The 18,244-nt window shown below is 40.2% G+C and carries 15 protein-coding genes and 1 pseudogene; 12 read left to right on the top strand and 4 right to left on the bottom strand.

Translation table 11 applies throughout. From position 1 onward, the window contains the following. A pseudogene (locus FTV38_RS14975) lies at positions 1–112 on the top strand (IS982 family transposase); the annotation flags it as partial. A 208-nt stretch (positions 113–320) separates the two neighbouring features. Then, entirely contained in the window at positions 321–2,450 is a 2,130-nt protein-coding gene (locus FTV38_RS14970; protein ID WP_180022895.1) for a TonB-dependent receptor domain-containing protein, read from the top strand. 106 nt (positions 2,451–2,556) lie between these two features. Here FTV38_RS14970 and FTV38_RS14965 read toward each other — a convergent pair whose 3' ends face one another. Both FTV38_RS14965 and FTV38_RS14960 read right to left on the bottom strand, forming a co-directional pair. Beyond that, positions 2,557–3,993: an amidase gene (locus FTV38_RS14965; RefSeq protein WP_180022894.1), complete on the bottom strand. Its 1,437-nt coding sequence runs from the start codon at positions 3,991–3,993 to the stop codon at positions 2,557–2,559. 120 nt (positions 3,994–4,113) lie between these two features. Further along, entirely contained in the window at positions 4,114–5,538 is a 1,425-nt protein-coding gene (locus tag FTV38_RS14960; RefSeq protein ID WP_180022896.1) for a PLP-dependent aminotransferase family protein, read from the bottom strand. 197 nt (positions 5,539–5,735) lie between these two features. Between FTV38_RS14960 and FTV38_RS14955 the strand changes: the two genes are divergently transcribed. Further along, a complete protein-coding gene (locus tag FTV38_RS14955; RefSeq protein ID WP_180022893.1) occupies positions 5,736–6,551 on the top strand; it encodes a hypothetical protein in 816 nt (271 codons plus the stop codon). A gap of 215 nt (positions 6,552–6,766) precedes the next feature. On the opposite strand, the gene FTV38_RS14950 is transcribed toward FTV38_RS14955, so the two are convergent. Further along, positions 6,767–6,925 (bottom strand): hypothetical protein, encoded by a 159-nt coding sequence (locus tag FTV38_RS14950; protein WP_168379604.1) that lies wholly within the window; start codon positions 6,923–6,925, stop codon positions 6,767–6,769. Positions 6,926–7,163: 238 nt separating this feature from the next. Here FTV38_RS14950 and FTV38_RS14945 point away from each other — a divergent pair, with 238 nt between their 5' ends. Then, positions 7,164–7,412, top strand: coding sequence for a hypothetical protein (locus FTV38_RS14945; protein WP_180022892.1), 249 nt, complete (start codon positions 7,164–7,166; stop codon positions 7,410–7,412). Further along, positions 7,376–7,780: a hypothetical protein gene (locus tag FTV38_RS14940; protein ID WP_180022891.1), complete on the top strand. Its 405-nt coding sequence runs from the start codon at positions 7,376–7,378 to the stop codon at positions 7,778–7,780. Before FTV38_RS14945 ends, FTV38_RS14940 begins: the two co-directional genes overlap by 37 nt. 179 nt (positions 7,781–7,959) lie before the next feature. Here FTV38_RS14940 and FTV38_RS14935 read toward each other — a convergent pair whose 3' ends face one another. Beyond that, positions 7,960–8,841, bottom strand: coding sequence for a LysR family transcriptional regulator (locus tag FTV38_RS14935; RefSeq protein ID WP_078190721.1), 882 nt, complete (start codon positions 8,839–8,841; stop codon positions 7,960–7,962). Between the two features lie 163 nt (positions 8,842–9,004). Here FTV38_RS14935 and FTV38_RS14930 point away from each other — a divergent pair, with 163 nt between their 5' ends. The 7 genes from FTV38_RS14930 (at position 9,005) to FTV38_RS14900 (ending at position 17,863) form a co-directional block, all read left to right on the top strand. Continuing rightward, entirely contained in the window at positions 9,005–10,522 is a 1,518-nt protein-coding gene (locus tag FTV38_RS14930; RefSeq protein WP_180022890.1) for a CoA-acylating methylmalonate-semialdehyde dehydrogenase, read from the top strand. A 15-nt stretch (positions 10,523–10,537) separates the two neighbouring features. Next, positions 10,538–11,437 (top strand): 3-hydroxyisobutyrate dehydrogenase, encoded by a 900-nt coding sequence (mmsB, locus tag FTV38_RS14925; protein ID WP_180022889.1) that lies wholly within the window; start codon positions 10,538–10,540, stop codon positions 11,435–11,437. Between the two features lie 80 nt (positions 11,438–11,517). Continuing rightward, on the top strand, positions 11,518–13,173 hold the full coding sequence (locus FTV38_RS14920) for an AMP-binding protein (protein WP_180022888.1): 1,656 nt from the start codon (positions 11,518–11,520) through the stop codon (positions 13,171–13,173). A gap of 120 nt (positions 13,174–13,293) precedes the next feature. Beyond that, positions 13,294–14,421, top strand: a complete 1,128-nt coding sequence (locus FTV38_RS14915) for an acyl-CoA dehydrogenase family protein (RefSeq protein ID WP_180022887.1) — start codon at positions 13,294–13,296, stop codon at positions 14,419–14,421. An 81-nt stretch (positions 14,422–14,502) separates the two neighbouring features. Then, positions 14,503–15,276 carry an enoyl-CoA hydratase gene (locus tag FTV38_RS14910; protein ID WP_180022886.1) on the top strand — a complete coding sequence of 258 codons (774 nt, stop codon included), beginning with the start codon at positions 14,503–14,505 and terminating at the stop codon, positions 15,274–15,276. 17 nt (positions 15,277–15,293) lie between these two features. Further along, positions 15,294–16,325 carry an enoyl-CoA hydratase/isomerase family protein gene (locus tag FTV38_RS14905; protein WP_257228803.1) on the top strand — a complete coding sequence of 344 codons (1,032 nt, stop codon included), beginning with the start codon at positions 15,294–15,296 and terminating at the stop codon, positions 16,323–16,325. A gap of 200 nt (positions 16,326–16,525) precedes the next feature. Next, positions 16,526–17,863: an MFS transporter gene (locus tag FTV38_RS14900; protein WP_180008152.1), complete on the top strand. Its 1,338-nt coding sequence runs from the start codon at positions 16,526–16,528 to the stop codon at positions 17,861–17,863. Positions 17,864–18,244 lie beyond the last annotated feature (381 nt).

Here is an 18,244-nt window from a genome sequence, read left to right as displayed (position 1 = left end):
TAAAGCTCGTAGTATTCATGGATTTCTGAGTGGGATTTACGCATCGTTATGTGCATATCAACTTAATCATCAAAATAAACCAACAATTCAAATTATGGAATCATTGGCTTAAGCGGGATTCGGGTTATTTAGAAACTTTTATTTTTTGACTAAAAAATATAATTATCTGTTTTATTTCATTTAACAAATCATTTGAATATAAAAATACGAAGAAGGATATTGATAAAAATCATGAATTTTGAAATATTTTGATACATACATGACGATAAAACATACTACAATCCTTGCCGTCAATTTCGTTTCACTTAGAAGACGCAATCATGGATGTCCCTCAATTTTCCAAATATAACAACACGTCACTTAAGCTTTTAAGCCTGATGATGCTCACCGCGATGGCACCATATAGTGTTGCAGATAGCAATGTATTACCTGAAATTATCATCAACGTTGAACAAAGTTCAATGGATGAACAAATAAAAAAAGCACTAACCAAAGTAAATGGTGCAACCAATGCGATCGTTGCAGCAGACATTCAAGATATACCGAAGCGAACAAATGCTGATTTATTTAAAAATCAACCGGGGATTTACGCGGCATCTTCTGGAAATGAAGGGGTAAAACTGTCGATACGTGGCTCGGGGATCAATCGTGCACCGGGGGCGCATGCTTCAGGGTTGTATGTGACCTTAGATGATTTGCCATTTACAGGGCCGGGTGGGACACCTTATGAACTGCTTGAGCCGCTGTGGGTAGACCATATAGAGGTTTTACGGGGGGCTAATGGTTTAACACGTGGTGCATTAAGCTTGGGTGGTCTAATTAACTATGATAGCCCAACTGGAAAAAATGCAGCAAAACTGTCAGTGCATCATGAAATGGGTAGCCACGGTTATCAGAAAAGTGAAATCAGCTCAGGACAACAAATCGACGACTTAGACTATTATCTTTCCTTAACGCAAAGTGATGATGATGGTTTTCAAGATCATTCCTCAAGCCAGAGCAAAGGTTTATCGGCCAATGTGGGATATAAAATAAACCCTAACCTAGATACACGTTTTTATCTCCGTTACCGAGAGACTGAACACCAAACGCCGGGACGTCTAACCCAACAACAGATTGAACAAAATCCAAAACAAGCAGTAGCCCAAAATATCTCGCTGAATAATAATCGTCCGCAGCCGGGAAGTCTTTGGTTGGCGAATAAAACCAATATGACTTTGGACTCGGGCGATCGTTTACAGTTGGGTCTGGCCTATCATCATTATCCGATGGATTTGCAAGAAGGTTTGTATAGTACCGATGTTGACTATGACGATATCATTACCTTATTTAACTACCAATTTGACCGAACGCTATGGGGGCATGAAAGCCAAAATACTTTAGGTTTTCGTAGTACCACGCATTTGCCAGATGGTCAGGTCGTTGAACGCTTGCGTGTAGCGCAAGGCGCCTATGCTGCGGATACAGAAACGCGGCATTATACCTACCAAGGTGGTGACTATGTTTTACATTATGCCAATGCCTTGGCACTACACCCACAGTTTTGGCTCGATAGTCGTGTCGCATTGGCGTACACCCATCGTGAAAGTGAAGTGACATGGCCTGTGCAAAGCCATAAAGAAAATATTCGTGAATGGAATGTCCTGCCATCGCTAGGTTTTCGATATCAAATCCAACCTGAAACACAGCTCTTTGCCAATGTCAGTCGAAGCTTAGAAGCACCACATCCATGGGCTTTAATTTGGGGGTCGGATCAATACTTCCCAGATGGTAGTGGCGCAGCAACGGGACGCCAAAGTGCTCCGATACATTTGAATAGTCAGACAGCGAACACTCTTGAACTAGGTGGGCGTGGTCAACATGCACTGGGTGAGTGGAATATTGCATATTACTATTCACAGGTTAAAAATGAACTGTTGGCTGTTGAAATCCAATCAGAGCCTAAAAAGATTATTGCTGAATCAAATGCTTCAGACACCATCCATCAAGGGATTGAAGTCGGTTTAAACAGTTCACTTTGGCAAAATGATACATATGGACAAGTTCAACTAAAACAAGCCTATACCTTGAATGATTTTCACTATAAAAATGATGCGGTATTTGGAAAAAATGAGCTTGCAGGTATACCAAAACACATCTATCAGGCTGAACTGAAATACGAACATCCTTTAGGCTTTTATGCTGCGGTGAATACACTTTATGCCGCAAAGGTCGCAACCGACTATGCCAATAGTGTCTACGCAAAAGATTGGCAAATTTGGGGAGCTTCGTTTGGCTATATGCAACCACAAAAACAATATATGGCGTGGTTGGATTTCAGAAATATAGCCAATAAAAAATATGCATCTACCGTGACACCGGGCTATAACGATGCCGGCAAAGATCCTGCTCGTTTAACACCGGGTGAAGGCCGAGCGGTATATGCAGGACTAACGTATCATTTTAATTAAGCATCTTGTATTCCATACAGCGAACAATTAAAAAGTCTTATTCTGCGGATTTGAATAAAAAAAGGGAGCCAATCAGCTCCCTTTTTTTAAATCTTTGATTAGTTTGTTAAGCAGTTCGAGGCATATCCTGAATACGTCGCCATGGCTGAGCTTCTTCAATTTCATACGCTAGTTCGATCAAGGTTTTTTCATCACCGACATCGGCTGAAATTTGCATACTGATCGGTAGTCCGTCGTTTTGCGTTTCTCCCATAGGAATCGACATACCCGGCGCACCCACCACATTTTGGATAGGTGTAAATGTCACATAGTTCTGTATACGCTCAAATAACTGGTCAAACGGTAATTGAGGTGACAAATAGCCAATTTTAGGTGTGGTATGTGCAAGTACAGGCGATAGCAAAACGTCATAATGCTTAAAGATTTCACGATATTGTTGCTGCATTTTCTTTAATCGATACAGAAATAGCGGGGTTTTATAAAAGTTCTTTTTATACAACTTCGATAAACCAACGGTTAAGTGATCTAACTCTTTTGGATTAAAGTCAGCGCCAAAGATTTTCTTGCCAAAGGTACTCAGTAAAAAGGATAACATCCCCCAATATTCACTAAAATCTTCAACAAAGCTTAAGGAAAAAGGTAATTGAAGTTCTTCAACATGATGACCTAATTTTTCCATGAGTGCTGCGCTATGCATTAAGGTTGCAGTTGTTTCGCTATCTATTTGCCCTGTAATCGATTGCGGGACTAAACCGATGCGTAGTCGACGTTTAGAAGGGCCATGAATCATACCTATGCGTGGCAACTTTTTATTGTAATAACTTGACTCCATTCCTGCATAGAAATGCGCAGTATCTCGTATGCTACGGGTTAGGACACCTTCACTGATGATATTAATCGGAAGAGAGCCTGCTGCATCACTGTCATACGTACGGCTACGGCTAGGCTTTAATCCAATCAAACCGCAACATGCAGCAGGGATTCGAATCGAACCACCGCCATCATTGGCATGGGCAATTGGCACTACACCGGCTGCAACGAGAGCTGCAGAACCGCCAGAAGACGCGCCGCAGGAATAACTTAGATTCCAAGGGTTATAGGTGGCTGAGCCATCTTTATATTCGGTACTGGCATTTAGACCAAATTCAGGGAGCTTAGATTTTCCTAATACGACAAAACCTTGATCTAAGATTTGTTGGCTAATTTGAGGATTACGATCGGCTGGTTTTGAACCTATGGCCTTTGAACCATGGCGTGATGGCAATCCTTGATAATCTAGATTATCTTTAAAGAAAAAAGGGACGCCCGCAAATAGACCATGTTCAACATATTGATTTTTCTCTAAAGCACGTTGAAAACAGTCCAGTTCAATGGCATTTAGATGCGGATTGACTTGTTCCGCACGTGCAATGGCCGCTTGTGTAATTTCCTGTACAGAGGCTTCTTTAGATTTGATGAGCTGTGCAATCCCCACAGCATCTAGATCTGTGAGTACATCCGAACTAAAAGCATGTATGCGTTGACTGTGTTTTTGATCTTCCATGAACGAACCTATTTGTTTTTTGAATTTTGGTAAATATTGAATGAATTCATTGTTATCTCAACAACAAATATATGTATTTGAACAATATCTGTTTGAGCATAATAATGACAATAAAAATTGTCAAATATTTGTCTGATCTGAGGAAAGTGCAGAGATTGTACTAAGGAGGGCATCTAAAGCCTGTTGAATCTCATCCTTCCATGCAAAGGAACAATTTAAACGGATATATTGAGTTTTGGCTTCCGCAACATTAAATAAACGGCCTGGAGCAACGCTAATCTGCTGTTGAATTAGGGCTTCATAGACTGCCATACTTTCAACATTTTCCGGTAGTTTTAACCAAAAAAAATAACCACTTGGATGATATTGTAATTTGCATCCAGTCGGTAGGCGGCTTTCTAAATAACGGTAAAACTGTAATTTGTGTTGTTGTAGACTTTTTCTTAAGACCCGTAAATGTTTTTCATAATGATAATTTGAAATAAATTCCACCAAGGCATTTTGCAATAAGGTATTAACGGAAATCGTGCTCATGAGTTGTAAGTGTTGAATCGCTTGAGAGTATTTACCGGCGTGTACCCAACCCACTCGAAATGCAGCGCCCAACGTTTTAGAAAAAGATGAGCAGTGTAAGACCATATTATTTTGGTCAAAGTATTTCATTGAAACAGGTTTCTTAGACGCATAATGCATTTCCTCATACACATCGTCCTCAATTAAATGCACATGATATTGGTGTAAGAGCACGGCAATTTTTTGCTTGATTTCATCACTCACTGTGAAGCCCACAGGATTATGTGAATTCAGCATCAGCCAACAAATTTTGACGGGATAAGTTTTTAAAATATGTTCAAACGCGGTTAAATCAAAACCGTCTTGTGGATGTTCAGGTAAGGTCACCACTTTAAGGCCTAAGCGCTCTGCAGCTTGCAAGGCGCCATAGAAAATATTTTGCTGTAACACAATATAGTCACCCGGTGAGGCTATGGCCTGTAAGGAAAGATTCAGTGCATCCATACAGCCTGAGGTAATCACAATATCCTCGGGATCTGTGGCAATGCCTTGCATGCAATAACGCTGTGCAATCAACTTACGAAGGGCTAAATTACCGGGTGGAAGATTATCAATGGCATCGTAACTTTTGGGATTTCGGGAAATTTGCCCCATGATTTGGGTTAACTTTTTAGAAAAAACAATATCTTGAGATGGAAAGGCTGAACCCAATGGAATGATTTTTTCATCTTGTATTGATTTTAAATACTTAAAGACCAGAGAGTTAATTTCAACCGGTGTGTTTAAGGACACGATTTGAGTTTGTTCAGCTTCTATTTCGAGTAAGCCTTGCGCCACATAGTAGCCAGATTTCTCACGTGCATAGATTAAACCACGTGATTCCAACTCCTGATAAGCATTCATGACCGTGATTAAACTAAAGCCGGATAACTGCACTTGTTCACGTAAAGACGGGAGCTTTTCGTGCGCTTTTAAAGTGCCATTTTCAATCAGTTGACGTAGGTGCTGAGCAAGCTGTTCCGATTTATACATAGTCATCAACAAGACAAGATTCTGTTATAAATATATCAGTAAAAGAAACTTTACATTATATTTTTATAACAGATGAGTCTTTACTGTTATATGTTTTTTCAAATTCACTGTATCTAGTTTTAAGCTTGAATTTTTTATAAGGTGCATTGACCACAACACTTGTGGCGTCAAATGGTATGGAAGTTAGGGAGTTGAGTATGTTTAAAACCAGTGAATTAGAACTGTTACAACATTTACTGGTGGATGTTCCATTGACAGATTCAACGCTGCATCTGCTGCAACAACAACATACAAATTTAGAAGCGGTGCTGTTACGCAGTCGAATTTTGCGCCAAGTACAGCAAGTGGGCTATGTCAGTATTTGTCAGGAGCATATGCAAGCCAAGGCTGAAAATGCGGCTTTTTTATTTGCACCTTTTATCTTAGCGAATTTGAATCAGAAGGTGATCTACGCTACACCACAAAGCCCTGAAAATGTTGCGATATTGAATCGTTATTATCATGCTGAGGCTAAACTTAGCGCATTTAAAGTTGATGATGTTTTATCGGGACTAAATGTCTACATTGAGCTAAATAATGAACAGCTATCGCCAGCAGAATACTTCTATTTTAGTTTGATCAATAGCTTATGTAATCCGAAAGTTTCCAAAATTATTTGTATTACACATCTACATATCGACTTAGAAAAATTAAATCAGCTTGCTGAATATTTAGATGTTGAAATCCATGTCTTGGCGGATAAAGCTGAACCGATTGACTTTGATCTAAATAAAATCAATATGTTAAAGCTGCTATTTAAAGACAAAGATCAGCAATATATCGATTTATGTCAAAAGTTTTCGTTTATTAATGCGAAAATTTTACAACGATTAGGTTTATATGAGTTTGACCGTGCGCAAGTCTTGGTAGAAGACATGTTTTATTCAGAACACATCTTTGAAAAAATGTCGGTCTACGGTGAATATATTCAAACGCATCTACAGCACCAAGTTAAAAAGCAAAGTCCTGCATAAGCTATTCAGATGGGAAAGTAATTTTATATCTGTGATATGATCACTTTAAAAATGCAAAAAGCTTGTAAATGTAGACTTACAAGCTTTTTTTTAAATTTAAAACCAAATTATTTGGCCTAATGATCATATTAATACTTTATGAACTGATCATAAGCGAACATGAAATGTAAGATATACATGCAATAGCGAGTTGCAATAAGCGAATAGATTATCGCTTAAGGTAGATAAGAATTATCTGCACCAACGACAAACGCTACACCAATACAGAATAAAAGCACATAGATTGAGAACCAAATAATGGCACGTTTAAAGGCCTTATCTGAAATTTCACTGTCTGCATATTTTTGCGGTTTTTTAGGCTCTTGATTGCTCATAAGATGTACTCTAAATCCCTAGTAGTTATAGGTGATTATTGGGGTATATCGCTTGAAAGCATAGATACAACATTCATCTAAATTTCTATAACAGTTATAGTTTGGATTTGAATGACAGTTGATTTGAGATTATTGACACATGATTCGGGATTGTTAAAGTGTAGAGTAGTCTTGAATAAACCTCTCAATACATTGAAAATTAGATCATAAAATAATTTGGGGTTACAAGCAGAATACAATGGAAATAATTACGCTCATAACAATATTAGGAACTGTCATTTTATTGATTTATCTCAAACTTAGCGCCAAAAACCGTCAATGGCATTTGGATGAAAAAGGCGTGATGAAACATGAACGGATTGAGTACACACCATTCAATAAAATTGATGAAAATGACTTTCAATGGATACCTGACGTTATAAAAAAATATTTCCCGACGGTCATGCCACCGTGCGGAAATATGGCAGCGGGGCGAAAAACATTCTGATCATGAACAGCTCAATCTACTATCACCAATACTTAATTCGTGAAGAAGGCACAGGTGATATGATGCTGAATGGGTGGGATGCCATTATGGACAGCGTATTGTATGTAGAGAAGCGCAATGACGATAGTTACTGCATGTATCTATTCAGACCTTGCGAGATTAACTTGCAAAATCATAATTTGTTTTTTAAAGGTAGATTTTTGGAGGGTACGATTGATGACTTGAAGCAAGGTTTTGATACATGGCAGGCCGCGCAAAAGGATTTTGTGAAAATACATCAAGATAAGGTGGATATACTCAAAAACAATATCATCGCTAAACAAAAAAAATATGACACTGAGGTTTATAAGCATCCTGAATTCAATTAACCCGCAAATTAAAGTGAAATAAAATCTTAGCTTGTGTGTCAGAGAATTTCAGAAAATCTTAACTTATATGACAACGCAAGCTGAGATTAAATATCAAGAAAACAAAAAAATTATGATTTAACTAAGAAAATGAATCTCAGATTATTTGTCATTTACCTTTTGGAAGGAAGCTTCATCTCTTAATCCATTAATAAACTATGATATTGGTCGGTTCTTTTTCTCAAAAAGTCCCAAACCAATTTAATGCGTGGCTCATGTTGTAAATCGACTAAGGTTAGCATCCAAAAGGTATGTACAAAACGAACATCTTGCGCCAAGACCTGTTCTAATTCGGGTTTTTCCTCGGCCAAAAACTTGGGCAATATTGCCAATCCTGCACCCGCACTCACGGCAATTTGTTGTGCCAAAATACTACTACTTCTAAAGTTGGCATTGAGCTGAATAGGTAAGCGCTCTAAACAATACAGTTCAGGGCTATAGACCAAATCATCTATATAGTTCACAAAAGTGTGTGATTTTAAATCTTCTAAGGTATGAATGGGTTGCGTGTTTTTTAAGTATTCCTTACTGCCATAAATCTTTAAACAATAGTCTGCTAGTCGAGTAATAATATAGGGCCCAGATTTCGGTCGATCGATGGAAATAACAATATCTGCTTCACGATGTGAAAGCTTGATCATTTTCGGGACAGGAATAAGGTCGATAGTCAGCAAGGGGTATTTTTTGGACAATTCTGCCAAGAGCTGTGTCAAAAATGCTGTTCCAAACCCTTCGGGTGTGCCAATTCGCACACGACCTTGCATAGGTTGGTTGGGTTTTTCGATTTGTAAAAAAGCCTGTTCCATTTGTTCAACGCGAGGAACCAGTGCCAAACCGTCTAAAGTGAGCTCATAACCTGTGGCTTCACGTTTAAATAATGGCGTGCCTAAAGCCAGTTCTAGCGCATGTATACGTCGAGAAACCGTACTGTGCTCAACACCGATAATACGTGCGGTATTGGTTAGGGTTTTCGCACGAGCCAAAACCAAAAAATACTGTAAATGATCCCAATCTACTTTCATTGTTATTGTCATCCCTGTGCATATTTGCACATCAATCGTGCGTGAATCTCTATTGGTAGTCAAAATTTTCTTTGCTAGTTTGAAGTGAATTGGAAAATATAAATATAAGGCTTTTGGATATTTTCTAAGTCTGTACAAAACAATAAGTGCCTATGGAGAGGTCATGAACACAATGTCAAATATTCAGTCAGCGACGGCTAAATTATTAATTAACGGTAAATTTGTAGAGTCAAACACTACAGAGTGGCAAGACATTCTAAATCCTGCAACTCAAGAGGTTTTGGGTCGTGTTCCAATGGCGACTATGGAAGAAGTGGATGCAGCGATTGCTTCAGCTCACGAGGCGTTTAAAACTTGGCGCTTAACACCCGTACAAGCACGTATGCGCATTATGTTGAAGCTACAAGATCTGATCCGTAGCAATATGAAAGAGATTGCCCGTGTACTGACGGCTGAGCAAGGAAAGACGCTAGCAGATGCCGAGGGTGATATTCAACGTGGTTTAGAAGTCGTTGAGCATGCGTGTTCGGTTGGCACACTTCAAATGGGCGAATATATAGAAGGTGTTGCACGTGGTGTGGATACCTATACCTTGCAGCAACCTTTGGGTGTATGTGCAGGAATTACGCCATTTAACTTTCCTGCGATGATTCCACTGTGGATGTTCCCAATGGCTATTGTCAGTGGAAATACCTTTGTCTTAAAGCCATCTGAACAAGATCCATTGTCGACCATGATGCTTGTCGAACTTGCGATTGAAGCCGGTATTCCAGCAGGTGTTTTAAACGTAGTACATGGTGGTAAAGACGTTGTTGATCGTTTATGCACACATCAAGCTATTAAGGCCATTTCATTTGTAGGCTCTACAGCCGTTGGTACACATGTATATAACCTTGCAGGACAGCATGGAAAACGTGTGCAGTCGATGATGGGGGCCAAAAACCATGTGGTGGTAATGCCGGATGCCAATAAAGAACAAACTTTAAATGCCCTCGTTGGTGCAGCATTCGGTGCGGCAGGTCAGCGTTGTATGGCTTTGTCGGTTGCTGTCATGGTTGGTGAAAGTAAAGAATGGGTCAATGAACTGGTTGAAAAAGCCAAAACGCTGAAGGTCAATGCAGGGCATGAGCCGAATACCGATATTGGCCCAGTTATTTCACCTCGCGCAAAAGCACGTGTACTGGATTTAATTCAAAGCGGTGTAGAACAAGGCGCAGAACTGTTGCTGGATGGTCGTGATGTTCAAGTCATTGGCTATGAGCAAGGAAACTTTGTCGGAGCAACGATTTTTAATCAAGTTTCAACCGATATGCGCATCTATACCGAAGAGATCTTTGGACCCGTATTAGCCATTATTCATGTCGATACTCTGGAGCAGGCGATTGAATTGATTAATGCCAATCCATTTGGCAACGGTGTTGGACTATTTACACAAAGCGGTGCAGTCGCTCGTACATTCCAAAGCGATATCGATATTGGTCAAGTGGGTATCAACATTCCAATTCCTGTACCTGTACCTTTCTTTAGCTTTACAGGATCGCGTGGTTCAAAACTGGGTGACTTAGGTCCATATGGTAAGCAAGCAGTTCAGTTCTATACACAAACCAAAACCATCACCAGTCGTTGGTTCGAAGATACACAAGAAAAAGGTGAAGTGAATACCACCATTAACCTACGTTAATTTAGGAGTTCAAGGATGAATATTGCCTTTATCGGTTTAGGAAACATGGGCGGAAAAATGGCTCAAAACCTACTCAAAGCAGGTTTTACGGTTTACGGTTTCGACTTAAGCGAAATTGCGATTCAGCATTTTACTGAAGCAGGTGGCATCGTTTGCCAAAGCCCACAAGATGCCGCGAAACAAGCAGATGTCGTGATGAGCATGTTGCCTGCTGCCAAGCATGTCAAAGAGGTGTACTTGGGAGAAAATGGTGTATTGGCGGTAATGAAAGCAGGAAGCTTATGTATCGATAGCAGTACCATTGATCCGCAAACCATTAAGGATATAGCCGAGGCGGGTGCTACACATCAGATAAAAATCTGTGATGCACCTGTTTCAGGCGGAACTATTGGTGCTCAGGCAGGTACATTAACCTTTATGGTCGGTTCGGATGATCAAACCTTTGAAAAAACCAAAGCGGTATTGGGCCATATGGGTAAAAACATTGTGCATTGTGGTGATGTGGGTGCAGGTCAAATTGCGAAAATTTGCAATAACTTGATTCTTGGTATTTCCATGGCGGCCGTTGCTGAAGGTATGGCGCTAGGTGCGCGACTGGGGATTGATTCTCAAGCCCTAGCGGGTGTGGTGAATAGTTCGAGCGGACGCTGCTGGAGTTCAGATGTATGTAATCCATGGCCTGGTATCTCAGCAAACGCACCCGCAGGACGTGGCTATACCGATGGTTTTGCAACGCAGCTGATGTTGAAAGATCTAGGATTGGCTGTAGAAGCCGCAGGCCAAGTCAAACAGCCGATTATTTTAGGTGGACTGGTTCAGCAGATGTATCAACAGCTGTGTTTACAAGGTAATGCACACTTAGATTTTTCCAGCATCGTGCAGCAATATTTACCTAAGGATGCTGAATCACATTGAACACCAATCTAGCCTAGGGATGGCTAACAATATAAAAACTCGTGTCGGAATAACAATAAATTGAGACTGAGGTAGAAAAGATGTCGAATTATCAGGATGTTGCAAAGGCATTTGACTTAAATCATGCTGCCAAAGAAATGTTATCAGGCTCTTTAGAGCAGTTAAATGCATGTTATGAATGCTGCGACCGTCATGCGATTGATCAAGATAAGGTTGCACTGTATTGGCAAGGCAAAGATGGACGGAAAGAACAATATACCTTTGCAGAGTTGCAACAGTGGTCGAGCCAATTTGCTAATTTTTTAAAGGCTCAAGGTGTGCAAAAAGGTGATCGTGTATCGGGATTATTACCCCGTACAGTTGAATTACTTGTGGTGATTTTAGGAACTTGGCGCATAGGTGCTGTATATCAACCGCTATTTACCGCCTTTGGCCCCAAAGCCATTGAACATCGTTTACACCTTGCACAAAGCAAATTGGTGATTAGCGATGTGAGTAATCGCAGTAAATTAGATGAAGTTGCACATTGTCCCCAAATCGTCACTGTTGCAGATCGAGCGGGTCATGGAATTCAACAGGGGGATTTAAACTTTTGGGATGAAGTCAAAGCACAGTCTACAGATTGTGAATTTGTCTTACAGAGCATCAATGATCCATTTCTTTTAATGTTTACCTCAGGTACGACTGGTCCTGCAAAACCCTTGGAAGTCCCGCTCAAAGCCTTAATCGCTTTTGGTCAATATATGAAAAATGCGGTTGGACTGCGTGAAGATGATTCGTTTTGGAATATTGCCGATCCGGGTTGGGCTTATGGCTTGTATTATGGAATCACTGGGCCACTTTTACTTGGACATGCAACACTCTTTTACGAAGGTGGTTTTAGCATTGATAGTCTCTGTCAGATCGTAGATGACTACAAAGTGACGAACCTTGCAGGCGCACCGACAGCGTATCGGATGATGATGGCGGCTGATCCTGAACAAATGGCAAAACTCAAAGGCAAATTCCGCGTCGTCAGTAGTGCTGGAGAGCCGCTTAACCCTGAAGTGTTCCGTTGGTTTAAACAAGTTCTAGATGCACCCATCTTTGACCATTATGGTCAGACTGAAGTTGGTATGGTGGTGTGTAATCATCATGGCTTACAACATGATATTCGCGCAGGTGTCGCAGGTTATGCCAGTCCGGGATATCGCGTGGCGGTTGTTGATGAACAAGGGCAAGAGCTAGCTGCAGGAACGCCAGGAGTGCTTGCTGTCGATATTAGTCAATCACCGATGATGTGGTTTGGTGGCTATAAAGAAAGTCGTAAGTCACCCTTTGTAAAGCACTATTACCTCACTGGTGATACCGCAGAATTACACGCAGATGGCAGTATGAGCTTTGTTGGTCGTAATGATGATGTGATTACAACTTCTGGTTATCGTATCGGGCCATTCGATGTAGAAAGCGCTTTACTTGAGCATGATGCAGTGATTGAAGCTGCGGTCATTGGTGTGCCTGATCCAGATCGGACAGAAATCGTAAAAGCTTTTGTAATTTTAGCTGAGCATGTCACAGCGTCAGAAGAATTAGCGGAGCAGCTAGGGCAATTTGTGAAAAAGCGCTTATCTGCACATGCTTATCCACGATTGGTGGAGTTTGTTCAAGAACTACCGAAAACTCCAAGTGGAAAAATTCAGCGTTTCTTATTAAGAAATCAAGAGATTGCGAAACAATCCACGCAGCATGCAAGTTAAATGACGTAACGATTAACCCTAAATGAATGCCGAACAATCAGGATCAAAATCAAGCTTTCATTCAATTCTAGTCATTTTCAAACTGGATGAAAGCAATTGATTGATGTACAGGAAGATAAGATGCAATTTACCGAAGAACAATTATTAATTCAGGACATGGCACGCAGTTTCGCACAGGAACAAATTAAACCTCAAGCGGCTGAATGGGATAAAAACGGTACCTTTCCCAAAGCGGCTTTAGCGCAGATGGGAGAACTGGGTTTATTGGGTATGTTGGTATCAGATGAATGGGGTGGTTCAGATACAGGTAATCTTGCCTATGTTATGGCTTTAGAAGAGATTGCCGCGGCCGATGGGGCAACCTCAACCATTATGAGTGTACATAACTCGGTAGGCTGTGTTCCTATTGCTAAATTTGGCACAGAAGAACAAAAGCAGAAATATTTAGTGCCTTTAGCACAAGGCAAAATGATCGGTGCATTTGCATTAACTGAGCCACATACGGGTTCAGATGCTGCTGCCATTAAAACTCGTGCAGTCAAAGATGGCAATGAATGGGTTATTAATGGTGCTAAGCAGTTTATTACCTCGGGACATAATGCAGGGGTCATTATTGTCTTTGCTGTGACTGACCCAAGTGCAGGGAAAAAAGGCATGAGTGCTTTTATTGTCCCTCGTGAAACAGCTGGCTATGAAGTGATTCGTACTGAAGAAAAGCTTGGATTACATGCCTCAGATACCTGCCAAATCGCACTCACAGACGTGCGAGTGCATGAAAGCTTGATGTTAGGAAAAGAAGGTGAAGGTTTGAAAATCGCCTTATCAAATCTAGAAGGCGGTCGTATTGGTATAGCGGCGCAAGCAGTTGGTCTTGCACGTGCAGCATTAGAAGAAGCAACCCGATATGCCAAAGAGCGTATTACCTTTGGAAAGCCGATCTTTGAACATCAGGCAGTTGCGTTCCGATTGGCAAGTATGGCAACAGAAATAGAAGCCGCACGCCAATTGGTCTATCACGCGGCACGTTTAAAAGAAGCAGGACAACCTTGCTTAAATGAAGCGTCTATGGCCAAGCTTTTTTCATCTGAAATGGCTGAACGTGTTTGCTCAGCAGCATTACAAGTCTTTGGAGGTTATGGCTATCTCAAAGATTTCCCTATAGAACGTATATATCGTGATGCACGTATTTGCCAAATCTATGAAGGCACGAGTGATATCCAACGCTTAGTAATTGCCCGCAGCTTATAACGTTGTCATTAAGACATTTAAACGAAAAGGCTTCAGATATGAAGCCTACTCATAAATATCGAATATATATAGGGATCTCACATGCAATTTGAAACGATTCTGCTCGAAAAGAACAATGGTGTTGGACTCATTATTTTAAATCGTCCTCAGGCCTTAAATGCGTTGAATAGCACAATAATTAAAGACCTTAATTTGGCCTTGGATGATTTAGATCGAGATCCAACCATCGGTTGTATGGTTATTACAGGTTCAGAAAAAGCCTTTGCCGCTGGTGCAGATATTAAGGAAATGGCTGAACTGAGTTTTCCGAATATTTATTTGGATGATTTTTTTCATCTGGCAGATCGAATTGCTCAGCGCCGTAAACCTTTAATCGCAGCTGTCTGTGGTTATGCGTTAGGTGGAGGCTGTGAGTTAGCACTCATGTGCGACTTTATTTACTGTGCCGATAATGCAAAATTCGGTTTACCAGAAGTGACTTTGGGAGTAATTCCAGGAATAGGTGGTACACAGCGCTTAACGCTTGCTATTGGTAAGGCCAAAGCCATGGAAATGTGTCTGACTGCCAGACAAATGGGCGCAGTAGAAGCAGAGCAGAGTGGTTTAGTTGCTCAAGTCTTCCCTAAAGAGGAGTTAGTCGAAAAGACCTTAAATGCTGCTGAAAAAATAGCCGAAAAATCTGTAGTGGCAACCATGATGATCAAAGAGTCAATTAACCGTGCATTTGAAGTCAGTTTGCAAGAAGGTTTACGCTTTGAACGTAGAACATTCCATTCGATTTTTGCAACTCAAGACCAAAAAGAAGGCATGCAAGCATTTGTTGAAAAGCGCCAAGCCAATTTTAAAAACAATTAAAAATAAAAAAGGATTATATGGATATGAGTACAAATAACTTAATGATTGAAGAACATGGACATTTAGGCCAAATCAGTTTAGATCGCGTGGCAAGTTTAAATGCCTTGTCTTTGGAAATGATTCAAGGGATTCAACAGCAATTAGCACTATGGGCTGATCAAACTAATATTCATGCTGTACTTATTCGCTCAAATAGTCCTAAAGCATTTTGTGCAGGTGGCGATATTCGTTATCTCTATGATAGTTATATGAATGGTAAAGAAGAACATCAAGCTTATTTTCAAGCTGAGTATGAAATGCTGAATAGCATTCGTGCGTATGAAAAACCCATTATAGTCATACTCGATGGCTATGTACTTGGCGGTGGATTTGGCTTGGCGCAAGCATGTCATGTGCTTATCAGTAGCGAAAAATCAAAATTTGCCATGCCTGAAACTGCCATTGGATTTTTCCCAGATGTGGCTGCGACACACTTTTTATCACGTTTAGATGATATTGGTGTGTATATGGCAACTACAGGCGATCAAATCAGTGCCAGCGATGCGTTGTATCTAGATTTGATTGACTACCATGTTCCGAGTGAGCAACTTGTTCAATTAGAAGAAGAATTAAGAAATTCCAAGCAACTAAGCAAGGAAAATATTGAACAATTGATTGCGAAATATATTACTCGACCAGCGGAAAGTGAACTTAGTCAAAATGCAGATTTAATTCGTAAGCATTTTGGTTTTGAGAGCATTGATGCCATTGAAAATAGTCTTGAAAATGAACAGCATAATGATGCTCAAGTGTGGGCGCTAAAAATACGCAATACCTTGGAACAACGATCTCCAATCGCGAAAAGAATCAGTTTACAACTCCAGCATTTAGGTCGTGGTCTTTCACTGAAGCAATGCATGCAAATTGAACGACATTTACAAGACGTTTGGTTTCAACATGGCGATATTGTCGAAGGTGTGCGCGCATTAATTGTGGATAAAGACAAACAGCCAAAGTGGCAACAGTCTAGTCCGGCTTTAGACAAAATAATGGAGGAAATATCTATTTAATGAGTAGGTTGATATTTTTAACGGTTCAAACCCTTGGACAATATTCATATTCAATTTCTTATTCAATATGAACAAGTGACTCAACGTAAATTAAACATATAAGATCTAAAAATATTGATTTTCAAGAAGAAAATCATCAAATAAACCAGGCATCGTGAAAATGCAACATAGAAATATCTTGCAGAATAAGGAAGATAGCAATGCAAAATGTACAGGGAAATACAGCTCCACCAGCCAAGTCCTCGCATCGTTTAGCGGGTATTTCCAGTATGGTGGGTACAACCATCGAATGGTATGACTTTTTTATCTACGGTGCTGCCGCAGCACTAATATTTAATCGACTTTTTTTCCCAAATCTTGATCCGTTAACGGGCGTATTGGCAGCATTTGCTACCTATGCTGTAGGCTTTATTGGTCGACCACTTGGTGGAATTGTTTTTGGCCATTTTGGCGATAAAATTGGTCGTAAATCAATGTTATTGGTCACACTAATGTTGATGGGTATTCCAACGGTGATGATTGGGTTGTTACCGACTTTCGAAACCATTGGTTATTGGGCAACGGTCTGTTTAATTATTTTAAGATTTATACAGGGCATGGCCATGGGTGGAGAATGGGGCGGAGCAGTCCTCATGGCGGTAGAGCATGCGCCAGCGGGTAAAAAAGGCTTTTGGGGAAGTTTACCGCAAGCCAGTACAGGTGGTGGTTTATTGCTCGCTTCGGTAGCTTTAGGCTTAGTCTCAATGTTGCCTGAAGAAGCACTATTTAGCTGGGGTTGGCGTCTGCCATTTTTAGCCAGCATTATTTTACTGGCTGTAGGTTGGTATATTCGAGTGAAAGTGCCTGAGTCACCAGACTTTGAAAAAGTTAAAGCTCAAACCGAAACAATTAAAGTTCCAGCAAAACAAGTGTTTAAAAATCATCCTAAGCAGTTGATTACGATTATTTTATCTCGAGCTGCTGAAAATGCTTGGTTCTATTTAGCATCGACATTTGCTTTAGCCTATACAACCACACAGCTAAATATTCCTAGACAAGACATTTTGTTTGCAACGATTTGTGGTGCTGCGGTCATCATGGTCATTACGCCAATTTTTGGGCATTTGTCTGATAAAGTTGGGCAAAAAAACATGTTCAGATTTGGTTTATGCGTACTGGCTTTATACAGCTATCCATTTTTTGCAATGTTAAATACCAAGGATCCTGTATTGGTTTGGACGGCCATTGTGATTGGTATTGGCGTAGTTTTTCCTTTGATGTATGCGCCGCAGTCACAGTTATTTTCACGCCAATTTCCAGCAGAAATACGTTATAGCGGTATTTCAATCTCAGTTCAATTTGCAGGCGTGCTAGGTGGTGGTTTAGCTCCATTAATCGCGACGAAATTGTTGAGTATTGGTGATGGAAGCCCCAATTTAATTATTGCCTATATTTCAGGCTTTGCAGTGATTGCGATTATTGCGTCGTCATTTTTAAAGCCGGATCAAATAGAGCAAAAAACAAAAGCATTTAGCAGTAAAGAAATTAAATCTTCATAAATCAAAAATCAGGTAAACAGTAGGCTGATTTAAATATAGAAATTAATGTGAATTAGCCATAGCAATCGTTGTTATGGCTTTTTTCTTGTCTGAGGATTGTAGCAGGACAAATAATATTGTCAGTATTGCGTAGGATCTTGGCGGCACAAAATATGTTTGATGTGTAAGAGCAACAAATCAAGTTTGTTACACAAATGAAAGATTTAAGCACCAATAAATTAAAAAATATTAAATATCAAATTCTTAATTATACTTGTTATTCACCAATTAAAATGTCTATGCGATAAACCATTTAAAATGTCCTGTTTTTAACCACAAGAGTCAAGCACAGGATTTAAGTTTCTTTGTTCAACAACAGCTTTCTGAGCTTTACGACTTGGC

Source organism: Acinetobacter sp. YH16044, assembly GCF_013417145.1.
Taxonomy (GTDB): Bacteria; Pseudomonadota; Gammaproteobacteria; order Pseudomonadales; family Moraxellaceae; genus Acinetobacter; species Acinetobacter amyesii.
This window is presented reverse-complemented; position numbering and strand designations above follow the sequence as displayed.

What these genes read in the sequence shown, in the direction of transcription:
- FTV38_RS14970 (WP_180022895.1), top strand. Translation starts at nt 321, where the DNA reads ATGGATGTCCCTCAATTTTCCAAATATAACAACACGTCACTTAAGCTT.
- FTV38_RS14965 (WP_180022894.1), bottom strand. Translation starts at nt 3,993, where the DNA reads ATGGAAGATCAAAAACACAGTCAACGCATACATGCTTTTAGTTCGGAT.
- FTV38_RS14960 (WP_180022896.1), bottom strand. Translation starts at nt 5,538, where the DNA reads ATGTATAAATCGGAACAGCTTGCTCAGCACCTACGTCAACTGATTGAA.
- FTV38_RS14955 (WP_180022893.1), top strand. Translation starts at nt 5,736, where the DNA reads ATGTTTAAAACCAGTGAATTAGAACTGTTACAACATTTACTGGTGGAT.
- FTV38_RS14950 (WP_168379604.1), bottom strand. Translation starts at nt 6,925, where the DNA reads ATGAGCAATCAAGAGCCTAAAAAACCGCAAAAATATGCAGACAGTGAA.
- FTV38_RS14945 (WP_180022892.1), top strand. Translation starts at nt 7,164, where the DNA reads ATGGAAATAATTACGCTCATAACAATATTAGGAACTGTCATTTTATTG.
- FTV38_RS14935 (WP_078190721.1), bottom strand. Translation starts at nt 8,841, where the DNA reads ATGAAAGTAGATTGGGATCATTTACAGTATTTTTTGGTTTTGGCTCGT.
- FTV38_RS14930 (WP_180022890.1), top strand. Translation starts at nt 9,005, where the DNA reads ATGAACACAATGTCAAATATTCAGTCAGCGACGGCTAAATTATTAATT.
- mmsB (WP_180022889.1), top strand. Translation starts at nt 10,538, where the DNA reads ATGAATATTGCCTTTATCGGTTTAGGAAACATGGGCGGAAAAATGGCT.
- FTV38_RS14920 (WP_180022888.1), top strand. Translation starts at nt 11,518, where the DNA reads ATGTCGAATTATCAGGATGTTGCAAAGGCATTTGACTTAAATCATGCT.
- FTV38_RS14915 (WP_180022887.1), top strand. Translation starts at nt 13,294, where the DNA reads ATGCAATTTACCGAAGAACAATTATTAATTCAGGACATGGCACGCAGT.
- FTV38_RS14910 (WP_180022886.1), top strand. Translation starts at nt 14,503, where the DNA reads ATGCAATTTGAAACGATTCTGCTCGAAAAGAACAATGGTGTTGGACTC.
- FTV38_RS14905 (WP_257228803.1), top strand. Translation starts at nt 15,294, where the DNA reads ATGGATATGAGTACAAATAACTTAATGATTGAAGAACATGGACATTTA.
- FTV38_RS14900 (WP_180008152.1), top strand. Translation starts at nt 16,526, where the DNA reads ATGCAAAATGTACAGGGAAATACAGCTCCACCAGCCAAGTCCTCGCAT.